Annotated in this window: 18 protein-coding genes; 9 read left to right on the top strand and 9 right to left on the bottom strand. The window is 68.1% G+C overall.

Annotation, left to right across the window (positions count from 1 at the left end; all coding sequences use genetic code 11):
* Window positions 1–37 precede the first annotated feature (37 nt).
* From K7711_RS32805 to K7711_RS32795, 3 genes are all read right to left on the bottom strand, one after another.
* The gene (locus K7711_RS32805) at window positions 38–1,069 is read right to left on the bottom strand and encodes a sensor domain-containing diguanylate cyclase (RefSeq protein WP_268929572.1); all 1,032 of its coding nucleotides are present in this window, start codon (window positions 1,067–1,069) and stop codon (window positions 38–40) included.
* Window positions 1,070–1,465: 396 nt separating this feature from the next.
* Window positions 1,466–2,569, bottom strand: coding sequence for a glutamate--cysteine ligase 2 (locus K7711_RS32800; RefSeq protein ID WP_222974255.1), 1,104 nt, complete (start codon window positions 2,567–2,569; stop codon window positions 1,466–1,468).
* Between the two features lie 364 nt (window positions 2,570–2,933).
* Complete coding sequence (locus K7711_RS32795; RefSeq protein ID WP_222974253.1) at window positions 2,934–3,920, bottom strand: Lrp/AsnC family transcriptional regulator; 987 nt, start codon at window positions 3,918–3,920, stop codon at window positions 2,934–2,936.
* 122 nt (window positions 3,921–4,042) lie between these two features.
* Here K7711_RS32795 and K7711_RS32790 point away from each other — a divergent pair, with 122 nt between their 5' ends.
* The 4 genes from K7711_RS32790 (at window position 4,043) to K7711_RS32770 (ending at window position 10,506) form a co-directional block, all read left to right on the top strand.
* Window positions 4,043–5,491 carry an MFS transporter gene (locus K7711_RS32790; protein WP_222974251.1) on the top strand — a complete coding sequence of 483 codons (1,449 nt, stop codon included), beginning with the start codon at window positions 4,043–4,045 and terminating at the stop codon, window positions 5,489–5,491.
* The gene (locus K7711_RS32785) at window positions 5,488–6,849 is read left to right on the top strand and encodes an L-serine ammonia-lyase (protein WP_222974250.1); all 1,362 of its coding nucleotides are present in this window, start codon (window positions 5,488–5,490) and stop codon (window positions 6,847–6,849) included. The genes K7711_RS32790 and K7711_RS32785 overlap by 4 nt, the downstream gene beginning before the upstream one ends.
* 16 nt (window positions 6,850–6,865) lie before the next feature.
* A complete protein-coding gene (locus K7711_RS47960; RefSeq protein WP_235748142.1) occupies window positions 6,866–9,556 on the top strand; it encodes an amidohydrolase in 2,691 nt (896 codons plus the stop codon).
* Window positions 9,557–9,807: 251 nt separating this feature from the next.
* Complete coding sequence (locus K7711_RS32770) at window positions 9,808–10,506, top strand: DUF8020 domain-containing protein (protein WP_222974248.1); 699 nt, start codon at window positions 9,808–9,810, stop codon at window positions 10,504–10,506.
* 584 nt (window positions 10,507–11,090) lie between these two features.
* On the opposite strand, the gene K7711_RS48615 is transcribed toward K7711_RS32770, so the two are convergent.
* Window positions 11,091–11,219, bottom strand: coding sequence for an Rv1535 domain-containing protein (locus K7711_RS48615; protein WP_308015056.1), 129 nt, complete (start codon window positions 11,217–11,219; stop codon window positions 11,091–11,093).
* Window positions 11,220–11,282: 63 nt separating this feature from the next.
* On the opposite strand from K7711_RS48615, the gene K7711_RS32765 reads away from it, so the two are divergent.
* The 3 genes from K7711_RS32765 to K7711_RS49065 all read left to right on the top strand — a co-directional run bounded on the left by K7711_RS32765 (window position 11,283) and on the right by K7711_RS49065 (window position 16,911).
* A complete protein-coding gene (locus K7711_RS32765; RefSeq protein WP_222974246.1) occupies window positions 11,283–11,549 on the top strand; it encodes a hypothetical protein in 267 nt (88 codons plus the stop codon).
* 377 nt (window positions 11,550–11,926) lie between these two features.
* Window positions 11,927–12,343, top strand: coding sequence for a hypothetical protein (locus K7711_RS32760; protein ID WP_222974244.1), 417 nt, complete (start codon window positions 11,927–11,929; stop codon window positions 12,341–12,343).
* A 17-nt stretch (window positions 12,344–12,360) separates the two neighbouring features.
* Window positions 12,361–16,911, top strand: a complete 4,551-nt coding sequence (locus K7711_RS49065; protein WP_222974242.1) for an HAD-IC family P-type ATPase — start codon at window positions 12,361–12,363, stop codon at window positions 16,909–16,911.
* Window positions 16,912–16,960: 49 nt separating this feature from the next.
* Here K7711_RS49065 and K7711_RS32750 read toward each other — a convergent pair whose 3' ends face one another.
* Window positions 16,961–18,151 carry an MFS transporter gene (locus K7711_RS32750; protein ID WP_222974240.1) on the bottom strand — a complete coding sequence of 397 codons (1,191 nt, stop codon included), beginning with the start codon at window positions 18,149–18,151 and terminating at the stop codon, window positions 16,961–16,963.
* 80 nt (window positions 18,152–18,231) lie between these two features.
* Between K7711_RS32750 and K7711_RS32745 the strand changes: the two genes are divergently transcribed.
* Complete coding sequence (locus K7711_RS32745; RefSeq protein WP_222974238.1) at window positions 18,232–18,792, top strand: TetR/AcrR family transcriptional regulator; 561 nt, start codon at window positions 18,232–18,234, stop codon at window positions 18,790–18,792.
* Between the two features lie 162 nt (window positions 18,793–18,954).
* Window positions 18,955–19,572, top strand: a complete 618-nt coding sequence (locus K7711_RS32740) for a hypothetical protein (RefSeq protein ID WP_222974236.1) — start codon at window positions 18,955–18,957, stop codon at window positions 19,570–19,572.
* A gap of 9 nt (window positions 19,573–19,581) precedes the next feature.
* Here the strand turns inward: K7711_RS32740 and K7711_RS32735 are convergent, their stop codons facing one another.
* The 4 genes from K7711_RS32735 to K7711_RS32720 all read right to left on the bottom strand — a co-directional run bounded on the left by K7711_RS32735 (window position 19,582) and on the right by K7711_RS32720 (window position 23,459).
* Window positions 19,582–20,433: a COG4705 family protein gene (locus tag K7711_RS32735; RefSeq protein WP_222974234.1), complete on the bottom strand. Its 852-nt coding sequence runs from the start codon at window positions 20,431–20,433 to the stop codon at window positions 19,582–19,584.
* A 167-nt stretch (window positions 20,434–20,600) separates the two neighbouring features.
* Window positions 20,601–21,650 carry an ABC transporter substrate-binding protein gene (locus tag K7711_RS32730; protein WP_222974232.1) on the bottom strand — a complete coding sequence of 350 codons (1,050 nt, stop codon included), beginning with the start codon at window positions 21,648–21,650 and terminating at the stop codon, window positions 20,601–20,603.
* Window positions 21,651–21,705: 55 nt separating this feature from the next.
* Window positions 21,706–22,605: an ABC transporter permease gene (locus tag K7711_RS32725; protein WP_222974229.1), complete on the bottom strand. Its 900-nt coding sequence runs from the start codon at window positions 22,603–22,605 to the stop codon at window positions 21,706–21,708.
* Window positions 22,602–23,459 (bottom strand): ABC transporter ATP-binding protein, encoded by an 858-nt coding sequence (locus tag K7711_RS32720; RefSeq protein WP_235748141.1) that lies wholly within the window; start codon window positions 23,457–23,459, stop codon window positions 22,602–22,604. Before K7711_RS32720 ends, K7711_RS32725 begins: the two co-directional genes overlap by 4 nt.
* Between the last annotated feature and the right edge of the window lie 216 nt (window positions 23,460–23,675).

The raw sequence follows: 23,675 nt of genomic DNA, 5'->3' as shown, positions 1-23,675 counted from the left end.
TTGGATCGGAATCCGCTGACGGGCGCAACCGTACGGATCAGTGCGGCTGCTCGGGCCGTGCTCTGCCCGCCGGCTCGCCTGGAACGGTATCGAGGATGCGCAGAACCCACCGGTCCTTGCTGCGGGTCTTGGCCTGATACAGCTCCCGGTCGGCGGCCTCGAGCAGGGTGGTGGCGTCGGTGTTCGACGCGGTCGCGATGATCGCCCCGATACTGGCCGATACCCACTGTGTGTGCCCATCGACCGCGATCGGGCCGGCCAGCGCCGAGAACATCCGGTCGACAACGGCAACCACTCGCACGTCGTCGACCGGGGGCGCGAGCAGGGCCACGAATTCGTCACCCCCGATGCGGGCGAGTGTGCAGTCCTCGTCGGCCAGCTCCTCGTGCAGGAGGTTAGCGACCGCACACAGGACCTGATCACCGATCCCATGCCCGTAGCGGTCGTTGATCTGTTTGAACCGGTCCAAATCGACGAAACACAGCCCCACCCGGTCCTCGCCGCGGGCCTCGGCGCTGAGCATCTCGATCCGTTCGAGAAGGTACCGCCGGTTGGGCACGCCCGTCAGTGCGTCGTACCGTGCCTGCCGGTGCAATTCCTCGTCCAGGCGGCGCCGCTCGGTGACATCCTCCCCGACAGCCAGAAGATGGTCCGGGAGTCCGTCCGAACCCTTCACATAGGAGATCGTGAACGCCGCCCACCCGATGCTGCCATCGGCCCGCACCAGCCGACGCTCCAGCTTCGCCGCGCCCTCGCGCGCGCGAACCAGGCGATCGAACACCACCGTGTCGATCTCGTCCTGGTCACCGGGGTGGGCGAAGCGATAGACCGAGATCCTCCGCAACTGCTCGACCGGAACACCGATCATCTCGGCCAGACTGCGATTGGCGTACACCAGAGTGCCATCGGTGTCGGCGATCGCCATCGCCATCGCCGCATTGTCGAACACGCACCGAAAAACCTCGTCCCGCAGAACAAACGCTTGTTGCTCGGCCCGGCGATGCTCGAGTCTGGTGTGGTGGTGCACCTGGCGACGCACTTCCTCTGTCACAGCACTCGAGCCCTTCATCTCCGATAGAGCGGATTCGTTGTCACGCTGGTGATCGTCCCCTCGAGTCACCCGGACCATCTTTCCTGCGCGGCAACGACTTTGCACCCTACATGCGTGAAAGCCAGGGTGATTCATTCTGTCGCAGCATTTTTCGGAACGCGATCGCCGAGGGGAGTTGCTGGTCGATCAGCCGTTCCGGCCTGCCGTGGTCGTGAGCGGACTTTTGTACCAAATGCGCAGTGCGCGAGGCGATTTCATTCCCTCAGATAGGGTCTCGATGTCTGGATCATCGGTCTGTGTCGGCTCGTTGTGGACCGAACACCTTGTGGGGCAGCGCCGTACCGCCGCGGGGCGGGTATCGATCATGGTGTGAGCATAGGCGGGCGGGCGGTGCGCTCGGCGCGGAATCGCCCACTACTCGCAGCCCTGCAAGGTCGCGTTCGTCAGTTCGGTGATGACGTCGCCGACATCTCGATGTGCGCGGAAGGCGTTGATCTGGCGGCGTGCGCCGTTCCCGCGGTCGAATACCGTCGCGATGGTGTCGGTGACGAACGCGTGGTCGCCCAACTCCTTCAAGGCGAATCCCAGCGAATCCACGAGTTTGTCGAGTAGTTCGCGAACAGCGGCCATGTGGCCGTTCACCGGGTCCATGCCGTCACCGTCGATGCCGGTGCGTGCGGCCTTCCAGTACGCGGCGAGCAGCGTCTCCGCTGGGACCTGCGGGGCTGTGCGCTTCTCGGCCAAGGACATTCGCGCTGTCGTTACCGCACCCCGTATCAGGGCCGCGAGCAGCGCGGTCTCCTCGACAGTGGCGGGTACGTCGCTGATACGGATCTCCACCGTGGGGAAGGTCAGGGACGGGCGGACGTCCCAATACACCATTGTCTCGTCGAGGATGCAGCCGCTGGCCCTCATCATGGCCACCATCGCGTCGTATTGATCGGCCGAGGTGAAATAGGGTGGCGGCCCGGCGCTGGGCCAACGCTGCCACAGAATGCTGCGCCAACTCGCGAAGCCGGTTTCGGCGCTGCGGTAGATCGCCGAATTGGCGGTCAGCGCCAAGAACAACGGCAACCAGGGTCGCAGGAAATTGCTGATCTGGATCGCGGTTTCTCGATCCGGAACCCCGACGTGGACGTGACAGCCGCACAACCCCTGTTCATGCGCGAGCATGCCGAAACCATCGGCGATTCGTCGAAACCGTGGCGTGTCGGTGACCGGAAAACTGTGCGGCACCGTCGGGGGAATCGCCGCTGCCAGCAGGCGTGCGCCGTTCTTTTCCGCGCACTCGGCGACATCTCGACGCAACTCACGCAATTCCCGAAGCAACCCCGCCAGAGTGCAATGCACGCCGGTATTCGTCTCCACCTGACATTGTGTGAGCTCGAGTTTCAGGTGGATACCGGCTGCTTCCGCCGTCCGCGCCACCTCGGTGTTTTTCGGGACAGGTGCGCCGGTGTGCGGATCTGCCAGGAGGAACTCTTCCTCAACGCCGACGGTCACGGAAGCGACGTCCATAGCCACGAGATTACTCGCCGACATTGCGGTTCCACGACGTGTCAGTCGGCATTGACGCTTCGGTCGGCGAATCCGTTGGGCTCTCGCGTATCCGGACTCGAGCAGCCGGTCTCGGCATCCTGCGGTAGCGAGTTCATTACACCGCATATGTCGGCGCCAGGTGCGGTCTGTTCGGCCTGCTCCCGGGTCGTTCCGTGGTGACGGCGGCCGATCCTCTGGCCGGTGGACGCGCGTGACAACCTACCGGCTGGGGAGTCTGCGAGGTTTGGGGATGCGGTGTGCGGGTGAGGATCCCGGTGGTATGAGGTTGTCGGCGATCGCGCGGTGGTAGGTGAGCTCCGGTGCCGCCCGCGAGGCACATGACCTATGCCTCCATCGGCACCGTACGCATCCTGCGGCCTGTTGGATCCAGGACCACTCCGGCGCGTTTGGTGGTGCGCAGGACCACGGCGCGGTCGATGATCTCGACGTCGGGGAGGTGGGTTTCGATGGCGGCCTCGAGTCCGGTGACGTCGGTGAGTTCCCGGAGCCAGACGGCCATGATGACGTTGTTCGGGCCGGCGATCTGCAGGACGGTGCGGATTTCCGGGAGTGCGCCGAGGCGTGGGCTGATCGCGGTTGCGGCTGCGGCTGGGACGCGCAGGAAGAACCAGGCGTAGATCGGCCAGCCGCTGGCCGCAGCCCGTAGTTCGGTGCGCAGAGTGAGGCGGCCGGAGCCGAGCAGGTCGCGCACCAGATCTCGCGCGCGCCGCGGGTTCAGGCCGGTGGCGGCGGCCAATTCGGTGGTTGAGGCCCGGCCGTCGGCGACCAGTGCATCGAGGACGGCTCGCTCCTGGTCGGTCAACTCGCGTCGGCGGGTGTGATCCGTCGGCACGGCGGACTCGCGTAGCCGGGCTTGTTCGGTCTCGGTGAGCGCAGTGAGCCGCCAGTCGGCGCCTTCGGCGATCACGCGGGTGACGGGGTGGGTGCGGACGGCGCGTACGTGGTCGAGGTTTCCGAGGCGGTGCAGTAGATAGTCGGTGAGGCGGGGGAGATCGTGCGCGCTGACCGTCAGGAGCAGGTCGCGACCGCCCGAGGCGATATCGATCGAGGCGCATTGCGGGTCGTCGGCGAGCCGGTCTGCGATTTCCAGGGAGTGACCTGCGCTGTCGATTTCGACGAGCGCCACTGGTCCACGTTCTCCGGGGGGAGCGATGTAGGCGGTGATCCAGACGTCTCCGTGGTCGCGCAGCCGTTGCCAGCGACGGGACGCGGTCACCGGATCGATGCCGAGCACCGCACCCACCTGCGCCCAGGATGCTCGCGGGTTCACTTGGAGCGCGTTGACGACTCTCCGGTCGAGGTCGTCCATAGGAGCCGAATCCTGCACAGATAGACGATATATCAACCAGATCGTGCAGATTGATGTGTCAAGGCTGCCGGGTTCAGGACACTTTTCCATCAATCGTCAGATCTATTTTGGAGCGTGTCGGGATGTCCAGCATTCCTTCTTCCGCCGCAGCGACCACGCCCGTTCCGGTGCGTATCGCTTCGATCGTCGGCTTTCTCGTGTTCACCGAGCTGGCCTCGGGAATCACCCAGGGGTGGATCGCGCCTCTGCTGCCCAGCTTCATCGAGCGGTACGGGCTGACCTCGGCCGATGCGAACTGGATCGTGGCGTCCGCGCTGCTGGCGACCGTGGTCCTGGTGCCGCTGCTGTCCAAGCTCGGCGACGTCTACGGCCACAAACGGCTGCTGTTGGTGGCTGCCGTGCTGGTGGCTCTGGGTTCGGTGATCGTCGCTGTCGCTCCGTCGTTCGCTCTGCTACTGGTCGGACGCGTTCTGCAGGGGGCGGTCACGGCGTTCCTGCCGTTGGAGTTCGCGATCGTGCGGGAACGGGCCGATGACCGGGCGGGCCGTGCGATTGGCTTGCTGGTCGGGTCGTTGACGGTCGGCGCGAGCCTGGGCCTGCTGCTGGCTGGTGTCGCTCGGCAGTATCTGAGTCTGCCGGCCACGCTCTGGCTGCCCGCGATCATGATGCTGATCATCGCCCCGATGCTCGCCCGGCTCGTTCCGGAGACCATCGTGCGCAAGCCCGGCGGCGTCGACTGGCCGGGAGCCGCGTTGCTCGGGATCGGGCTGCTGTTGTTCCTGGCCGCTGTCGGCAACGGCACTCGGCTGGGCTGGCTGAATCCGTGGATCGTCGGAGGCATGCTCGGTGGTGCCGTGCTGCTGGTCGCGTGGGTGTACGTGGAGAGCCGCATCGAGCATCCGTTGGTGCCGTTGGAGGTGATTCGCCGCGGTGGGCAGGGGCTGCCGCTGCTGACCGCCTTCGTGTTCGGCGCCCATCTGTTCGGCGTTTCGGCGCCCACCGCGGTGTTCCTGGGTACCCGGCCGGGGGTCGCCGGGCTCGGGATGGGCCTGGCCGGTACCGCGCTCGGTGGTGCACTGTTGGTGCTCGGCGTGGCGATGTTCGTGGGCACGACGATCGCGGCCCGGTTGGCCGACCTGATCGGTGAGACGGCCACGTTGGTCGCCGGTGCGCTGCTGTCCGCGGTCTGCTATCTCGCGGCCGCGGCGTTCCATCACGATCTGGCCGTCTTCCTGATCTGGCAGGCCGGGCTGGGTCTGGGTGGCGGGTTGGTGGGGGCGACGCTGCCGACGATCATCGTGACGCGTGCACCGGCGGATTCGGTCGGAATCGTCTCCGGGCTGTACAACACCGCGCGCACGGCGGCGGGTTCGGTCGCGGGCGCGATGTTCGCCGCGGTCATGTCGGCGCTGGTACTGACCCGGCACCGGCCCGGCGGCGGCACGACGACGGTGTCCGCGGAGTCCGCCTACGTCGTGGTGTGGTTGATCTGCGCGGGCTTGGCGTTGCTCGTCGCGATCCTCGCGATCGGTGTGACCCGGCGCGGGCACCGGATCGTGGAGCAGGCGTGAGCGGCCCCGTCGTCACCACCGGGCTGCGCTCCGTGCTGGACCTGTTCTCGATCGGGATCGGTCCGTCCTCGTCGCACACCGTGGGACCGATGCGCGCGGCGACCGCGTTCGCCCGGCCGCTGCGCGGCCTGCAGGTGACCCGGCTGGAGATCGAACTGCTCGGATCCCTGGGCTCGACCGGCATCGGTCACGGCACACCCGACGCGGTCGTGGCCGGGCTGCGCGGGCTGGACCCGGCCACCTGCGACCCCGGCGAGGTTCACGGTGCCTGGTCGGCACTGGGCAGCGGCAGCCCGATCGGTCTGGCGTTCGGGACCGTAGTGCGGTTGCGTGCCAACGACATTCGGTTATGTCCCGGTGTTCGGATGCCTGGACACCCCAATGCCCTGCGGATGCGGGCATGGCTCGATGGCGTGTGTGAGCCCATCGAACGGGTCTACTACTCGATCGGCGGCGGCGCGATCATCGAAGAGGGCGCCCAGCATATGACCATCCGAGACATCCCGGTGCCGCACCCGTACAGCTCCGCGGCCGAACTGCTCGAGCTGTGCGCGGCGCAGCAGTGCGACATCGCCGAGATCGTTCGACGCAACGAAATCGCCCAGCACGGAGCAGCTTTGGACCGGGGCCTGACCGAACGCTGGACGGCGATGCGCGACTGCCTCACCGCGGGGCTGTCGGGCCACGGGATATTGCCGGGCGGCCTCGGTACCCCGCGTCGCGCCGGAGCGTTGGCCGACACCCTGCGCAACGATGGCATCGCGCCCGGCGCGCCGGAGTGGTTGCAGGCGTATGCGATAGCGGTCAACGAGGAGAACGCGGCGGGCCACCGAGTGGTCACAGCGCCCACGAACGGGGCCGCCGGAATCATCCCGGCGGTGCTGTACCACCACCTCACGGCCTGCGGCGGCGACACGGCCGCAACCGTACGTCCGTTCCTGCTCACCGCCGCGGCGGTCGGGCAGTTGATGGCCCGCAACGCCTCGATCTCGGGCGCGGACATCGGCTGTCAGGGTGAGGTGGGTTCGGCCGCGGCGATGGCCGCAGCGGGCTACTGCGCGGTGCTCGGCGGTTCGCCCGCCGTCGTGGAGAACGCCGCCGAGATCGCGCTGGAACATCACCTCGGCCTGACCTGCGATCCGGTCGCCGGTCTGGTCCAGATCCCGTGCATCGAACGCAACGCCATCGCCGCGGGCACCGCGGTGGCCGCCGCGCGACTTGCCTTGCGCGGCACCGGCACACACCGCGTCCCGCTGGACGTGGTGATCGAGACCGTGCGGCAGACCGGCCGCGATATGTCCCACCGCTACAAGGAGACCTCCGACGGCGGCCTCGCGGTGACAGTTCCCTACTGCTGATGAAGGAGCCCAGCACATGACCACAGTTTCGAACCGGACCGCATTCGTGCAGGATGTGCGAGCTCGCATCCTGCGCACGATCGACGAGCACGCGGATCGGCTCATCGCCCTGAGCCACGAGATCCACGCCAACCCGGAACTGTCCTACGACGAGCACGCCGCGGCCCAACTGGTCGCCCGCGCGGTCGAGACGGCCGGATTGACGACCGAGCTCGGCGCCTACGGCGTACCCACCGCAGTGGAAGCGGTGGCCGGGGACGGCGATCTGACCGTCGCCGTATGCGCCGAGTACGACGCTCTGCCCGATATCGGACACGGCTGCGGGCACAACATGATCGCCGCGATGGGAGTGGGTGCGGTCGTGGCGCTGGCCGAGGTGGCCGCCGACCTGGGCCTGCGGGTCAAACTTCTCGGCACTCCGGCCGAGGAGCACGGTGGCGGCAAGGTCGATCTGCTGCTGGCCGGTGCCTGGGAGGATGTCACGTTCTCCTTGATGGCGCACGGCAGCACCGGGCCGGACGCACCGGCCGACGCGATGCGCAGCACCGCGGTCGAACGGCTGGAGATCGAATACACCGGCCGCGCCGCGCATGCCGCGGGTGCCCCGACTCGGGGGATCAACGCGGGCGCCGCGGCCACTGTCGCGCTGACCGCGCTGGGTCTGCTGCGCCAGCAGCTCAGTCCGAACGTCAACGTGAACGCCTTCGTCTCGCACGGTGGCGAAGCGACCAACATCATCCCGGAACGAGCCGTCGTACAGGTCGAGGTCCGCGCCTACGACCTCGACGAGTGGCGCGAGCTGCGGCGGCGGGTACTGGCCTGCTTCGAGGCGGGTGCGATCGCGACCGGCTGCTCGTGGCAGCACCGCCGCACCGAGCATCCCTATGCGCCGCTGGCCCCGCACGCCGGGATCGCCGAGATCTGGGACCACAACCTTGTGAGCCTGGGCCGCGAACTCGACCCGAACCACATCGTGGGTGGCGGTTCCACCGACATGGGCAACGTCTCACAGGTACTGCCGGCCATCCACCCGCTGGTATCGGTACTCGGCCAGGCCGCCGTGCCGCACAACGCCGAGTTCACCGCCGCGGCCGCGAGCCCTCAGGCCGACGCCGCCGTGCTCACCGGAGCCACGGCGCTCGCTCTCACCGTCGTCGACGTCGCGCTCGACGAGCAACTGCGCGCCGAACTGATCGACCTGCAACGGGCCCGGCCCGAAGGCGCGACCCGCACCACTCTAGACGACTGGCAAGGAGTTGACATGACCTCCGTACAGGAGCTGAAGCCACTGATCACCGCCCTGTCGCCGACCTACCACCAGCTCGGTGACGACATCTGGGACCTGCCCCAGCTGCGCTGGGCCGAACACGACGCCACCAGCCGACACATCGCGCTGGCCGAGCAGGAGGGCTTCACCGTCACCCGCGACCTCGGCGGCATCCTCACCGCCTTTCAAGCCGAGAAGGGCAGCGGCGGCCCGCTCATCGCGTTCCTCGGCGAATACGACGCCCTCGCTGGACTGAGCCAGGCCTCCGGCGCCACCGAGTGCCGACCGGACCCGGCCAACACCACCGGCCACGGCCACGGCTGCGGGCATCACCTGCTGGGCGCGGGCTCCCTGCTCGCGGCCGTGACCCTCGCACGGTATCTCGAGGCGAACGAGCTGCCGGGACGGATCCGCTATTACGGGTGCCCCGCCGAGGAAGCCGCCGCGGGCAAGACGTTCATGGCCGCGGCCGGCGCGTTCGACGACGTGGATGCCGCCCTGACCTGGCATCCGGCAGGCGGTACCGGCACCCAGTCCACCCAGGGGCGTTGCTTGGCATACGCGCAGGCACGGTTCCACTTCACCGGCATCGCCAGTCACGCGGGCGTCTCCCCGCACCTGGGCCGCAGCGCCCTGGACGCGGCGGAGTTGATGAACGTCGGGGTGAACTTCCTGCGCGAGCACATGCCCGACAGCGCCCGGATCCACTACGCCTTCACCGACGCCGGCGGCACCTCCCCGAACGTCGTCCCCGCCGCAGCGGAGGTCTACTACCTGGTCCGCGCCGAAACAGTCCCCGCTATGCAGGAACTCTACGACCGGGTCGTCGCGATCGCGCAAGGCGCGGCCCTGATGACCTCCACCACGGTCGAGGTCACCCTCGAAGGAGCCAGCGCCGAGATCCTGCCGAACCGTGTCCTGGAACAGGCCCTGCACGCCACGCTGGTCGAAGTGGGCGGAGTGCCGTTCGACGCGGCGGACCAGGAGCGCGCCGCGAGGTTCAGCGCCGGTTTCGCCGCCGAGGAGATCCGCCGCGCCCGAATCGCCTGCGGCATGTCCGCCGCCGACCCCCGCCACCTGCACGACGGCGTGCCCGAACTCGGTGACCCCGCGCATCGCCCGCTCAACAACGGCTCCAGCGACGTCGGCGACGTCAGCTGGATCACCCCGACCGTGCAGATCCTCAGCAGCGCAGTCGCATTCGGCACCCCGTGGCACACCTGGCAGTACGTCGCGCAGGGCAAGCTGCCCGCCGCACACAAAGCGCTCAGCCATGCCGCCACCGTCATCGCCGCGACCGGCCTGGACCTGATCACCCAACCCGAGCTACTTGCCGCAGCCCGCGCAGAACACACTGCTAACACCGCCGCGACGCCGTACGTCTGCCCGATCCCGAAGGACCTGCTCGCGCCTCCGGTGGTGCGTGCGGCCGCCCACTGACACCCGAACCCCGTACGTCGCACCCCGAACGATCCACCGGCTCGCCCCCCGCACACCAGACCAGCCGCGAAGGGCATCAACGGCTCGGAACTCGTTCTGCCCGAAGGGAAGTCGACATCGCTCGACCGGGTGAACCCCTATCCCCCCGAACAGGTCCGGCCCGTGCACGGCCGTGGACCCACCCCGGCCCCACGCCGGAGTCCGACCTCGCCGGCACTCAGAGCCGGAGAGTCCGATGAGAGGAAACAACGATGAGGAAAATCGCTACTACCTGCGTGCTGGTAGCCGGAGCCGTGAGTATCACCGGAACCGCCCACGCGGCCCCACCCCCGCAAGTGATCCACTACACGAGCACCGCCACGCCCACCGGGACCGCCATCACCACCGACACGGGATCGCTGAAAGTGGAGAACGGCGTATTCGAGATCAAGAGCGCCAACGGGACCGTGGTCGCCGGAACCGACCTGTCGTTCCGGGTCGACGAATTCCTCTTCCCCATCACCGCGCAGATCAGTGGCCACACCGCGACGCTGACACCCCGTTTCGATCTCGCGCACGCCACCTACCGGCCCGTCGCCCTGCCGTACGAGAATCAAGCACCCTGGAAAAACCAGTACGACCGCGAACAGGCGGCCTGGAGTCGGCTGACCAGCACGATCACCACCGGCGCGACCGTCGGAACCATGGTCGGCGGCCTCACCGGCGCGGCGGTCGGCTGTGTACTCGGCGGGATCGCCGGCGCCACCGTCGCCGCGGCCACGATCATCGGAATGTTCGGCCCGTTCATCCCCGCGGCCGCCATCGGCTGCCTCGGCGGGATCGTGGCCATCGGCGCACTGGGCACCGTGGCCGGGCAACTGCTGGTGACCGCACCCATCACGATCATGGCCGCGGTCCAGTACTTCACCACCATCAACGAACCAACACCCAGCCCAGCCCCGGCCAAGTAAACCCCACCGCGCCAGGGGGTTCGGCGCCGAAGGCCGACACGACCCAACCGGACCACGTGCATCATGTACGTACTGCCGGTACGGCCGATCCTCCCCGAACCCCCGGAGCACCCCTGTTCTGCAATCGCATTGTCACCGCGGACTGACCCGATCAGCCTTGGGGTGCAGAGGAACAGCTCCGGAAATAGCGAAAGCCGTTGCGATGCAACGGCTTTTGTTTCGAACTGTGTCCGGATCGGCCGGTCTGGGGCCTAACATCTCCTGGTTGCTGCGGTACTCCCGCCGACGTCGTGAGATGGCTTTCTCGGGGGTAAACTTCGATTTGCTCGTTGGTGTCCGAATGGTGAACTCGACGGGGTGACTATGAACCTCTCCGAAGGCATGGTGGACGTCATCACCTGGACGGCCGATGCGACCGTGGCTGTGTCCGGGGCCGTGGGTGGCGCTACCGTCAACGGCGTGATCGGCAGCATCAGGGGTGCCGCGATCGGTGTGCGGGACGGGGTGAGCAGTGGCAGTCACTCGAGGCCTGCGGCGCTGCTGCCATTGTCGGCGATCGGCCAAGCCGCCGACAGCCGGGATCGTCAGTCGACGATCTCGATGACTTCCAGGCGCAGCAGCACCGCGTACAGCTGACGCAACGGCACCGTGAGCACCTGCGTCAGAGCGCTTGTCAGAGGATCCGACCCGATGCCCATGTCAGTACTCGTCACGGTCACCACAGTGCGGATCGCGGGCGTCGGATACTCGAATACATCATGGCCGGGAGGCAACCAATGGCCGAAAAATCACTAACTGGTCACCGCAACGCGGTCGATCGTGTGCTGTCTGCGCAGGGTTTCGCCGTGGATCTGCCGGGGATCGGCCGGGTCCGCATCCCGCGGCCCGAGCAGTTGGCGTACTACGGCGCCCTCGGTGCGCTGGCGGCAGCGGAAATCATCGAATGGCCTGTCGCGGTGGTCCTGGCAGCGGGTCATTGGCTGATGCAGGATCAGCACAACCGTATCGCCCACCAGATCGGTGAAGCCCTGGAAGAGGCGTGAACTCACTTCTGTGCGTTGATCTGCGTGGCATGGTCACGATCGGCAGGTCTCTCGATGCGCGGGCCTTGCCATTCATCTCGGCGGGGCCGGGACTCACTGCGCACCTACCGTGATGACTCGATCAGGAAACGCAATAGCGATCTTTTGGCAACCCTGCTCGTCGAGCAGCGAGAATTCTGTCGCCATATCGACGAAGGTTGACATTGGTGCCGACTGAACTGGATATTTACTGCCTCCGTATATGGCTGTCGACGTGAGTGTGCTGCCTTCTGTCTAAGCTTCATGGGTCGTTCTGAGGATCGAAGAGTATTCTGGCAACGCACTGGTTTCCGCAGGAAGTTCCTTTTCGCGCTACCTACGACAACTGGGGTGTGAAGATGAGCGTTGCAGCGGGCGCTGTGAAGATATTGCAGACTACGGCATCGGCGACTGTCCAGGGGGTCGAGGCGGCCGGTGGAGCCGTCGTCGGTGCGATGACCGGTGCCGCACGCGGCACTGTCGAGGGCGCCGTATCCGGTGCCCGCAACGGGATCGATGTACCGACCGCCACCGTGCTGGGTGTCGTTGCGGCCGGCGTGACCGGCCTGGTGGACTGGCCGCTGGCCGCGGCCGCGGGCGGGGTGGCGGGTGCGGCGTATCTGTTGCGGCGCGCGAGAACCGAACCCGAGACGCAGGGCCCGGCCGAAAAGCCGAAACCGCGGAAGAGCCCGCCGCGGAAGAGTTCACCGAGTAAGAGTGCTCGGCAAAAGCAGTCCTCAGCGGGTTCGCGGCGAGCGCGAACCGCTGCACGGTGATGGTGTCGCTGCGTGCTGTGGCCACTGCGCCGATCCGGCTGCCTCTGACGGCGAGCGGAGTCACGCTCGGACTGCTTCGGCGGCCGGTCACGGTGGCGTCGCGCCTGGCGGACCCGGCAGTCACTCGGATCGCCACCGAACTCACCGAGGGCCTCGGCCGGGAACTGAGCGCGCTGGTGGATCCGCGGCGCATGCGTACGCAGCGGCGGGTCACGGTGCACGGCAACCGGATTCACGCCGAAGTTCGCGGTTTACGGTCGGCGCGCAGCGCGCGGGTGGCCGAATTGGTGCACAAGCACCTTGAGCAGGAACCGGCAGTGGACCGGTTCCAGGTGAACGCCGCTACGGGGCGGGTCATGGTGGCCGCGGAGCCGCAATGCCTGTCTCCGGCACAACTGGAAACGATCCTGGAACGTGTCGAGGACCTCGCCGGAACCAGTGACGAGCCGTGGAATCGCGAATTCGAGCACCCCTCGGATCGGGAGCCGATAGTGACCTCGGCGCTGCAGTTGGCCGGCGATGTCATCGGCATCGGTGCGGCGGTCACCGGCCGGTTGCTGCCGGCGCCGCCACCGGCGCACGTGGTCCGGGGTGTGGTGGCTCTGGTTGACGGGCAACCGCGGTTGCGCGGCACAGTGGAAGCTCAGCTCGGCCGCCACCGTGCCGATACGGTGATCTCGATCGGAAACGCCGTGGGTCAGGCGCTGGACTCGGAAGTGACCGGCCTGTGTACCGATGCGGTGCAGCGGTTGGTGCGGCTGGTCGAGGCCGCCGCCCGCTTCGCCCAGTGGCGGCGCTGGGAACAGCTGATCGCCGACGCCGATCTACCGGGCGTCGACGAGTACGACCCGCCCGAGCCGCGTCCGATCGCTCTGCCGCGCGGACCGATCGAACGCTGCACCGAACAGGCCGGCGCCGCGGCCGTAGTCGCCTCGGCGGCGACGCTGGCCGGTGGCCGGGCGGTCGCCGATGCCGCCGATGCCGTGGCAGCGGGTGTGCCCAAAGCAGCGCGGGCCGGTCGCGAGACCTTCGCCGGTGCGATGTCCACCCTGATGGCCGCGCGCGGCGTGCTGACCCTCGACCCGCTCATGTGGCGCCGCCTGGACCGGGTCTCCGCGGTGATCGTGGACCGGGACGCCGTGCGGGGTCAACGGGCCGTGGTGCTCGACGCCGAATCCCGCGACGACAGCTGGCCGGTCGAACACGTGTGGAGCGCGGCCCAGCGGCTGCTTCGGCGCAACGGTGAGGAACTGCCGATTCCACCACCACCCGAGCACCGGCGCGAGAATCTGCACCTGGGCATCGACGCCGACCCACGACCCGGCGTCGCCACCGATCCCTCCGGCTCGGGATTCGATTCCGGGGGCCCGCGCTGGCATCTGCTGCACGAGTACGGACGTGTGGTCGGGCGGGCGCTGATCGGGAACGAGCCACATCCCGGTGCCGTCGGGCTGCTGGCCACCGCACGGCAGGCGGGCCTGCGGGTAGTGCTCATCGGTGACGAGGGCACCGGCGAATTACGGCGCAGTGCAGACGAATTCGTGCTCACCGGCGGGTCGGTGTCCGAGCTGGTACGGCGACTGCAGCAGCAGGGGCATGTCGTCGCGGTGGTGAGCGGTCACGCACATCGCGCCCTGGGCGCCGCCGATCTCGGGATCGGTATCGCCACCTGCACCCGCGGAGTCCCCACCCAGATTCCCTGGCAGGCCGATGTGGTGTGCCCGGATCCCGGATCGGCACGGCAGATCATCGCCGCCACCGGCCGAGCGCGCGATGTCAGTGACCGCGGTCGGGTCCTGACGCTGTCGGCGGGCACACTCAGCGGACTGTTGCTGGCCTCCGGTCCAGCCGAGTCGCGGGCGGCACGCGCGACGAGCCCGATCGCGGCGGCCACTCTGATGGGGTTGATCACGGGGCTGAGTTCCGGGCGCCGGGCAGCGAACGCGGCCGGACCGGCCGAGGTGCGCCTGGTGCCGTGGCACGCGCTGGAACCGGACGAGGTGCTGGCCCGGCTCCCTGCCCCGCATCGGCCGACACCGCCGCCGCGTTCGCACGCCGGCGCCGCCACCAGCCGCCTGTCGCGGCGATTGGCCACGCCCGCAACGTCTCTCGCCGGTCTGGTCGCGGATGTACGCCGCGAGCTGGCCGATCCGATGACGCCGATTCTGGGCGTCGGTGCGGTCGCCTCCGCGTTGCTCGGCTCGCCCACCGACGCCGTGCTCGTCGGCACGGTGCTGGGGCTCAATGCCACGGTGTCGGCCCTGCAACGCCGGCGCGCCCGGGTGTCGCTGGACAAACTGCTGCTCGGCGAGCGATTGACCGCGCGCCGGCTCACCGGAGACGGTGAAATCCGAACTCCCGCAGACGATCTGCTGCCCGGTGATGTGATCGCGCTGGCCACCGGCGAGGTGGTCCCGGCGGATGCGCGGCTGCTGGAGACCGACGGGCTGGAGGTGGACGAGTCCGGCCTCACCGGCGAGGCGGTGACCGTGGAGAAGCAGACCCCCGCCACACCCGGGGCCTTGCTGGCAGAGCGCACCGGCATGGTGTTCGAGGGCAGTGTCGTGGTCAGCGGTGACGCGACCGCGGTGGTGGTCGCCGTCGGAACCGCCACCGAAGCCGGCCGCGCGCTCGCCACCGCCGCACCGCCCCCGACCGGTGGTGTGCAGGAGCAGTTGCACAGCCTCACCAGGCGGGTGCTGCCGTTCACCCTCAGCGGTGGCACCGCTGTCACCGTCACCAGTTTCCTGCGCGGACTGCCGCTGCGCGCGGCCCTGGCCGACGGGCTGGCCGTCGCGGTCGCCGCCGTGCCGGAAGGACTGCCGCTGGTAGCGACGGTTGCCCAACTGGCCGCCACCCGCCGCCTGTCCCGCCGCGGGGTGCTGGTGCGCTCCAGCCGCACCATCGAGGCACTGGGACGCATCGACACCATGTGCTTCGACAAGACCGGCACCCTCACCGAGGGGCAACTGCGGCTGGTCGCCGTTGCCGACCTCGACCAGCAATGGGACAGAGACGATTTCGCGAGCACGCCACAGTCGCGGGAACTGCTGCGCGCCGCCGCCCACGCGTGCCCCAACCCTGAGGACAGCCCACTGGTACATGCCACCGACCGGGCCGTCGTCGAGGCGGCACACACGCACCTGGGCCACCGACCGCCCCACGCCTGGGATCGGATCGACGAGGTGCCGTTCGAGAGTTTCCGCGGTTACTCCGCGGCGGTGGGCAACACGGGCCTGCACATCCGCCTGGCTGTCAAAGGCGCCCCGGAAGTGCTCCTGCCACGTTGTGACCAGGTGTTGTGCACCGACAACGAAGGCCGCCCCCGGATTTCGGGATTCACACCGAAGTCCCGCACCGCCGCGGAGACGGCGGTGCGGCGGCTGGCCGCGCAGGGTCTTCGGGTACTGGTGGTGGCGCGGCGCGATTTCGCGTCGGCTCCCGATGACGTCACCGAGGAGATCGAGCAACTCACCCTTCTGGGCTTCCTCGGCATCGCCGACAGCCCGCGCCCGCAGGCGCTCGAACTGCTCGCCGAACTGGCCCGCAACGACATCAGCGTGCGGATGATCACCGGCGATCACCCGATCACCGCGCGGGCGGTCGCCGAACAGCTCGCCATCCCCGCCGACACCGTGGCCACCGGCGCCGACCTGGACGCGCTGGACGAAGACGGCCAAGCCGAACTGATCGAGCAGGCAACGGTTTTCGCGCGGGTATCGCCGGAACACAAAGTGCGGATCGTGTCCGCACTCCAGCGCCGCGGGCACACGGTGGCGATGGCAGGTGACGGCAGTAACGACGCGGCCGCCATCCGCACCGCCGACGTCGGGATCGGGCTGGCCGCCCGAGGGTCGGTCGCCGCACGCGAGGCCGCGGACCTGATCCTCACCGACACCGGCTCGGTCCTGGACCTCACCGTGCTACTCGAGACACTGGCCGAGGGCCGCGGCATGTGGCAACGGGTGCGCGACGCGATCGGTGTGCTGGTCGGCGGCAACGCCGGGGAAGTGGCCTTCACCGTCCTGGGCACGCTGCTGTCCGGTCGAGCCCCGATCGGCACCCGTCAATTCCTGGTGGTGAACCTGCTCACCGACCTCGGCCCGGCCATGGCCCTCACGCTCGCGGACACCCGTCCCGTCGACGACACCGACACGGCCGACACGACACTCGGACCGCCGCCCGGCATCGGCACCGAATTCCTGCAAGCCGTGGCGGTACGCGGCACCTGCACCACCCTCGGCGCGGGCGCGGCCTGGCTCCTCGGCCGCGCCACCGGCCGGCGCCGTCGCGCGGACACCATGGCGCTGGCCGCCCTGATCGGCACTCAACTCGGGCAGACCCTGGTGATCGGCCGGCACAGCAGCCTGGTCTGGACAACCGTGGCAGCCAGCTCCGCGGTCCTGGCCGCGATCATCATGACACCCGGAGTGAACCGGTTCTTCGGATGCGTACCACTCGGGCCGGTCGCGTGGTCGATCGTGCTGGGCTGCACCGCAACCGGAACCGGCGCAGCGCTTCTGGCCGGCCGCGCGCTGTCCGAACCGCAGGCCGCGGACGTTCGGTGAAGTGCGGCCACCAGCGGGCCGGAGATCGGGGGAGTGGCCCTGGTCTTCCTCACCGCGACCGTCGGGGAATCAGTGCGGTGAGCGCGAGCGCGATCAGTACGACGCCGTAGCCGGTCGCGGTGGTCAGCAGGCTGACGTGGGTCGCGATGGCGCCCGCCGCGACGGCCGGGATGCAGAACGCGAGGTAGCTGAGCACGTAGAACGCGGCGACGAGCTTGCCGCGTTCGGTGGCCGGTGCGAGTGGGAACACGGTGCGGGTGATGCCCTGAAAGCTGGCGCCGAAGCCGATCCCGGCGATCACCGTGCCCACGAACAGCAGCGCCGGCGACCCGGTCTGGACGGCCGCGATGGTCACCGCGATCCCGATCGCGAGCACGGCGGCGGCCAAGCGCATCACCCGGGCGGCCGCGACCGTGCGCAGCAGCCAGATCGCCGCCGCACCCACCCCGGCCAGCGTGAACACCAGCAACCCGCCGAGCAGGATCGAGTTCGAGCCGGTGACCACACGGACCAGGCTCGGGCCGAGCGAGAGGTAGAACCCGCTCAACGCCCACGCCGCGATGTCCAGTAGCGCGGTGGCCGCGAACGCGGACCGTGCCGCGGCCGGGACGCCGACGGTCGGCCGGATCGCCTGCCGCGCGCCGGGCATCATCGGTGAGGTCTCGCTCACCACGATCGTGCCGATCGCCTCGACCGCGAACAACACGATCAGCACCAGGTACACGGTCTGGCCCGGCCACGGCAGGAACTGGACCAGCGCCGCGGAACCGAGTCCGCCGACGGCCAGACCCGCCACCGGGGCAACGCTGTTCACGATCGGCCCGTGTGGTCGCTCCGCGTCCAGGATCGCGGCGGCCAGCGCACCGGTTGCCGCGCCGGTCGCGATGCCCTGCACCATGCGCGCCGCGATCAGCAACCCAACGCCGTCCGCGGTGCTGAACACCAGCATGGCCACCACGTCGAGCGCGATGGCGCCGAGGATCACCGGGCGGCGTCCCACGTGGTCGGACAGCGACCCGACGGTCAGCAGTGCCAGCAACAGGCACACCGCGTAGACGCCGAAGATCACCGTCAGCATTCCCGAGGAGAACGCCCAGCGCGCCTGGTAGACGCGGTAGAGCGGGGTCGGCGCGCTGGACGCGGCGAGGAACGTCAGCATTGTCGCCGCGGGCAGGACGGTGGCCAGCCCGGACGACATACGCCGGGTGGCCGGAGCGATCAGCATGGAATACCCCAACATCGGTTAAAGCGAAGATTATTGCTTTAGCTGACGGTACATGGGGCGGAGCTTAAAACAAAGACCTCTGCAATAATGGCCGCATGTCGGCCACCACACCAGCCCGGCGGCCCGGCGGGCGCAGCGCGAAGGTCCGGGACGCCATCTACACCGCCGTCGGCCAGCTCATGGGCGAGGGCAAGGCGGACCGCATCACCATCCCGGTGCTGGCCAACCGGGCAGGGGTCAACCCGACCAGCATCTATCGCCGCTGGGGCGACCTGGACACGCTGCTCGAGGAGGTCGCTGTCGCCGCGCTCACCAAGGACGGCGACGAACCGCCGGACACCGGGTCACTGCGCGATGACCTCTCGGCGTGGGCTGGGATCGTGGTCGACGACATCACCCAACCGCGCCGGACCCGTTACCTGCGCGCCATGATCTCGGCCCGCGACGAGGTCGGCACCTGCCCGTGCTGGGAGCAGCGCCGCGCACAGGCCAAGGTGATGCTGGACCGGGCACGGGCGCGCGGGGAGCGGACCCCGACCGAGCAGCAGGTCCTCGATCACGTGATCGCGCCGATGTATCACCACGTGGTCTTCGGCCTGTTCGTCGACCGGGACTACGCGAGCCAACTGGTCCACGACGTGCTCGCGATGGCCTAGGCGCCCACCGTATCTCCGCGCGTTGGTGCTCGGCTGGGCTGCGGGGTGTGGTTGGTCGGCCGAGGTCCGTGACGATGTGTAATGATTCGGGCAACGGGCGCGACATCCGGTGCAGCGGCTCACTTCCGGGCCGTTCTACGGGTTCCTATTCGAGGACAACCTATGCGCAGCATCGCGCGCGTTCGCGCCGTGTTCGCCCTTGCCCCGCCGCGCCGGAGGGTCACGGTGGGGGTTATCGGCATTCTCATCTGTGCGGCTGCGATGAGCGGCTGCTCCAGCGATTCACCGGCGCCGAGTCGGTCGACGACGGTTGCCGTGGATACCACCCCGGCACCGGAAGCCGCCGCGCCTTCCCAGCCGGGCACTGCCCAGACCGGCAACGACGAGGGCGACGTCCCGTCCGCGGTGTCCACCACGGAAACCGTTGGCGCGCAGCCATCTCCAGCCACACCCGGCACCGCGGCATCGCCGCCCCCGAATGCTCACCCCGCAGCCGGGACGCCGTTCCCCGGCGAGGGGATGACCGTGGCGCAGGTCGAGAATCTGCAGCAGGCCGTCGACGGTGGGCATCAGCCGTGGCGGCTCGATCGCGTCGCGGTGGCAAAGTCGTTCGCACAAGCGCGATTCGGGTGGTCGAATGCGCAAACCAGCACCGGCGCGGCACCGAACGTCATCTACCTCACCAACAGTGACGGCACGCGAGTCTTCGTGCACCTTATTCAGCCGGCCACCCAAGGGCCCCATGGTATCTGGACAGTCGACAGCGGTGCGTGGTCCTGAATTCCGTTATCAGGTTCCGCGAGTCCGGCTGGTGTCGGCGGCGACAGTGGTCTCCTCGCGGAGCGCAGGTTCGAACTCGGCGGAGCTACGCTCGCGGTGGCGGTGGGTGAAGGCGATCCCGGCTATGAGGATGGCCAGCAGCGCCGCTGAGGTACCGTAGGTGCCCAGTGCCAGACCCCCGGATGCGTGCGGCTTGGACAACAGGTCGCCGCCGGTCGCTCCGAGCGGGCGCGTGAGTACGAACGCAACCCAGAACAGAAGAACGCCAGGGATTTTCGTGAAGTAGTGCGCGGCGAGGATCGCGGCCATGACCGCGGCGATGAGAACGGCACTGCCCCAGTAGCCCAGTCCGGAGCTGTCGGACAGGAAATCACCGGTCGAGGTGCCCAGGGTGTTCGACAGCAGGATCGCCGCCCAATACAGCAGTTCGCCCCTGAAGGTCGTGATGTTGGCGACGTCGTAGGTTTGGCCACTGAATTTCCACACCAGGAACACCACGGCCAGGCCACTGATCAGGATCGCGGCGCCGGCGGGATAGCCCAGGCCCCCGGCAGTGGACGTGCCGTCCCCGGGGCCGCGGTTGAGCAGGTCGGACATGGTGGTGCCCGCCGTGCTGGTCGCTGCGATCACCGTCCAGTACAGCGCGGGATGGAATCGGCGCGCGCGCAGTTGGATGAGCAGGCTCACCACGAGGACGGCCAGGAACAGCAGGGTCGCATCGACGTACCCGAGTTTCAGGGTTTGCGAGATCATGTCGCCACCGGTCTCGCCCAGGGTGGTGGCTGCGATCTTGAGTACCCAGAACATGATCGTGATCTGTGGCAGCTTGTACTCGGTGACGAGGTCACGGGCCTGTGTCATGGCCTCCACTCACTTCTCGCCGCACATGCGGCGCATCGGATGCTCATCACACCGTAGTGTGCCCGAGCCGCGCTGAGACGTGGCTGAGAGATCAGCGCCCAGATGGATACGTACGACGGGCGGAGTTGTCGCTCCGCCCGTCGTACGCCCCTCATCGGGTCCGGTCGCTAGCCTCCGCTACCGATGGTCTTGTTCGCCTCGATGACGTACTGATCGGTGTAGGTCTTCGCGAGATCGATCTGCTGTTTGATCTTTCCTGCCTGCTGATCGATCGTCAGCGCGGTCTGCGGGGCGCCGGCGGGCATCATGCCGTCCGGCAGGAACTGGCCTTTGTCCTGGTCCAGCGCCTTGATGTAGTCGTCTTTGGTGATCAGGGAGTTGGATACGAATTTCGGCGGCATGTGCGCGGCGATGTCGGCCGCGGAGTGGGTGTGGATGTAGTGCATGGTGGCCACCAGCGCGTCGACGACCTTCTGAACCAGGTCCTTGTGTGAGTTCACCCAGCTCGCCTGCGCCAGAACTCCCGCTGCCGGGTAGACCCCGCCGAGCCATTTCTGTGCGCCGTCGGTGCTGGCGAGGTCGATGGCCGAGTAGCCGAGGTTCTTCTTCTCGATGGCGGCCACGGTCGGCTGCGTGGTCATCGCACAGCTGATCCGGCCGCGCTGCAGCGCCGAGATCAGGGTGCTGCCTTCGCCTACGCCGACTCGGCTGAAGTCCTGGGTCGTGAGCTGTTGGCGCGCAGCCAGATAACGGGTCAGATCGTCGGTGCCCGAACCGGGGTCGGTGACCCCGACGCTCTTGCCCTTCCAGTCCGCGGGTGTGTGCACGTTCGCGTTGGTGGCGCACATCTCGCGTTCCCCGGGCGCGCCCGAGAGCTGGGCGACGCTGATGACGTCCTTGCCGGACTGCTGGAACTCGATCGTGTGCTCGTACCAGGCACCGGCCATGTCCGCCTGCCCGGAAGCCATCGCCTCCTCGGCGCCGACCCCGCCCTGTTGCTCGGTGCTCAACTGCATGTCGACGCCGTATTTCTGGTAATAGCCGAGCCCTTGGGCCAGCTGATACGGCAGGTAGATCTGTTTGTCGATACCGCCGACCATCATGGTCACGGTCGGCAGGGCGCTGGAGTGGCTGCTGCCGCCACAGGCGGTCAGGGCCACCGCCAGACCCGCGGCGATCGCGGTCCCGGTGAGGCGGGCGATCAGGGTGCGCTGCATTGTTGTTTCTCCTCGTCGAGAGTTGCGGGGCAAGGGATGTCGAAGGAGTCCGGCGCTAGCCCGCGGCCTGCTCCGAGGGCGCCGCGGGCCGCCAGGCCAGCAGTCGCTTCTCCAGGCGGGTGATGATGAACTCCGCGGTCAGGGCGATCGCGCCGATGATGACCATGGCCGCGAACACGCCGTTGGGTTCGAAGTTGTTCTGCGCGGTGGAGATCACCAGTCCCAGGCCGTGCTGGGCGCCGAGGAATTCGCCGACGATCGCGCCGATCACCGAAAATCCGAAGGCCACATGCAAACTCGCGATGATCCAGGTCAGCGCCGAGGGCAGGATCACGTGCCGGGTGATGTCCCAGCGCGAGGCGCCCAGCACGCGGACGTTGGCCAGCAGGTTGCGGTCCACCTCGCGCACTCCCTGGAAGGCGTTGAAGAAGACCACGAAGAACACCAGCACCGCGGCCAGCATCACCTTCGAGGCGGTGCCCAGCCCCAGCCACACCACGAAGATCGAGCCCAGCACGATGCGCGGCATCGAATTGAGCACCTTGATGTAGGGGCCCGCGACATCGGCCAGGAATCGGAACTGCCCGAGCAGCACCCCGGTCACCACACCACCGACCGTGCCGTAGACGAAGCCCAGCAGTGCTTCCTTCATGGTGATCCAGATCTGCTGCCACACCGACCCGTACTGGGTGCCGTGCTGGACCCAGTCGCCCAGCGTGGACACGATGCCGCTGGGACGGCCGAAGAAGAACGGGTCGATCACTTTCCAGCCGGTCAGCAACTGCCAGCCGCCGATCACCACGACGGCCACCGCGATCCGCACGAGGTTCACCCAGATCTTGCGCTGCCATGCCTTCCGTCGGGCCGCGGCGGCGATATCGGCGTCCTCGGGCACGCGCCGGATTTCGGTCTGCATGGAATTCACCGCCGCCAGGGATTCGGATTTCGTGGTCATGCTCGCGCTCCCGCCGTGGATTGCGAGTAGGCCTGCTCGACCTCTTCCCGCAACGACTGCCAGATCTGTTCGTGCAGTTCGAGAAACCGCGGCTGGAAGCGGATCTCCTGGACCGCGCCGCGGGGGCGGGGCAGGTCGATCGTGAAGCTGGCCTTGACCGTTCCCGGGCGGGCGGTCATCACCACGACCACGTCGGCCAGCGCGATCGCTTCCTCGAGGTCGTGGGTGATGAACAGGACGGTGGGGCGGGTCTGCTCCCACAGCTGCAGCAGCTCGTTGGACATGATGGCCTTGGTCTGCACATCAAGGGCGCCGAAGGGCTCGTCCATCAGCAGGAGCGAGGGCTCGTTGATCAATGCCGCGGCCAGGCTGACTCGCTTGCGCATACCGCCGGAGAGCTGGTGCGGGTAATGGTCCTCGAAGCCTGCCAGTCCGACTCGGCGTAACCAGTCGCGTGCCCGGGTGTTGGCCTGGCGCTTGGATATTCCGTGGAACCGCGGCCCCAGCGCGACGTTGTCCAGCACGCTCTTCCACGGCAGCTGGGCATCGGCCTGGAACATGAAACCCGTTCCGGGACGGATGCCTTCGACCGGGCGCCCGCCCACCCGCACGGCGCCGGTCGTGGGCCGGTCGAGCCCGGACACCAGGGTCAGCGTGGTCGACTTGCCACATCCGGTGGGCCCCACGATCGCGCAGAACCGGCCGGGTTCGACGGTGATCTCCACCTCGCGCAGGGCAGTGAACGCAGTGCCGGTCGGACTGGTGAATCTCTTGGTGACCCCGGACAGCTCTATGCGGGAATCATGGGCGCCGGCAGTCGGCGGGGCGGCCGCGGGACCGTTCGGGGCGGACATCGGTGGTCGTCTCCTCGAATTGTGGTGAGTTCGATACAGACGACCATCGGCTATGACCGGGGTCACGTCGATATTTCCGACAATGACCGCGCCTTTACTGTCATTACGAGCATTTCTGCATATAAAGCTCACGAAGCCGTCGAGAAATATGCGCTACCATTCGCGCGTGACGCCCCTCACATACCGGCGTCGGAGCTTGCGTTTGTCCACCCAAGT

It is taken from the genome of Nocardia coffeae (genome assembly GCF_019890715.1).
GTDB lineage: Bacteria > Actinomycetota > Actinomycetes > Mycobacteriales > Mycobacteriaceae > Nocardia > Nocardia jiangxiensis.
The sequence above is the reverse complement of the archived record's forward strand: the minus strand, read 5'-3'. Positions and strand labels throughout refer to the sequence as shown.

Excerpts from the sequence above, each read along its gene's own strand:
- K7711_RS32805 (WP_268929572.1), bottom strand. The coding sequence starts at position 1,069 with ATGAAGGGCTCGAGTGCTGTGACAGAGGAAGTGCGTCGCCAGGTGCAC.
- K7711_RS32800 (WP_222974255.1), bottom strand. The coding sequence starts at position 2,569 with ATGGACGTCGCTTCCGTGACCGTCGGCGTTGAGGAAGAGTTCCTCCTG.
- K7711_RS32795 (WP_222974253.1), bottom strand. The coding sequence starts at position 3,920 with ATGGACGACCTCGACCGGAGAGTCGTCAACGCGCTCCAAGTGAACCCG.
- K7711_RS32790 (WP_222974251.1), top strand. The coding sequence starts at position 4,043 with ATGTCCAGCATTCCTTCTTCCGCCGCAGCGACCACGCCCGTTCCGGTG.
- K7711_RS47960 (WP_235748142.1), top strand. The coding sequence starts at position 6,866 with ATGACCACAGTTTCGAACCGGACCGCATTCGTGCAGGATGTGCGAGCT.
- K7711_RS32770 (WP_222974248.1), top strand. The coding sequence starts at position 9,808 with ATGAGGAAAATCGCTACTACCTGCGTGCTGGTAGCCGGAGCCGTGAGT.
- K7711_RS32765 (WP_222974246.1), top strand. The coding sequence starts at position 11,283 with ATGGCCGAAAAATCACTAACTGGTCACCGCAACGCGGTCGATCGTGTG.
- K7711_RS32760 (WP_222974244.1), top strand. The coding sequence starts at position 11,927 with ATGAGCGTTGCAGCGGGCGCTGTGAAGATATTGCAGACTACGGCATCG.
- K7711_RS32750 (WP_222974240.1), bottom strand. The coding sequence starts at position 18,151 with ATGTTGGGGTATTCCATGCTGATCGCTCCGGCCACCCGGCGTATGTCG.
- K7711_RS32745 (WP_222974238.1), top strand. The coding sequence starts at position 18,232 with ATGTCGGCCACCACACCAGCCCGGCGGCCCGGCGGGCGCAGCGCGAAG.
- K7711_RS32740 (WP_222974236.1), top strand. The coding sequence starts at position 18,955 with ATGCGCAGCATCGCGCGCGTTCGCGCCGTGTTCGCCCTTGCCCCGCCG.
- K7711_RS32735 (WP_222974234.1), bottom strand. The coding sequence starts at position 20,433 with ATGACACAGGCCCGTGACCTCGTCACCGAGTACAAGCTGCCACAGATC.
- K7711_RS32730 (WP_222974232.1), bottom strand. The coding sequence starts at position 21,650 with ATGCAGCGCACCCTGATCGCCCGCCTCACCGGGACCGCGATCGCCGCG.
- K7711_RS32725 (WP_222974229.1), bottom strand. The coding sequence starts at position 22,605 with ATGACCACGAAATCCGAATCCCTGGCGGCGGTGAATTCCATGCAGACC.
- K7711_RS32720 (WP_235748141.1), bottom strand. The coding sequence starts at position 23,459 with ATGTCCGCCCCGAACGGTCCCGCGGCCGCCCCGCCGACTGCCGGCGCC.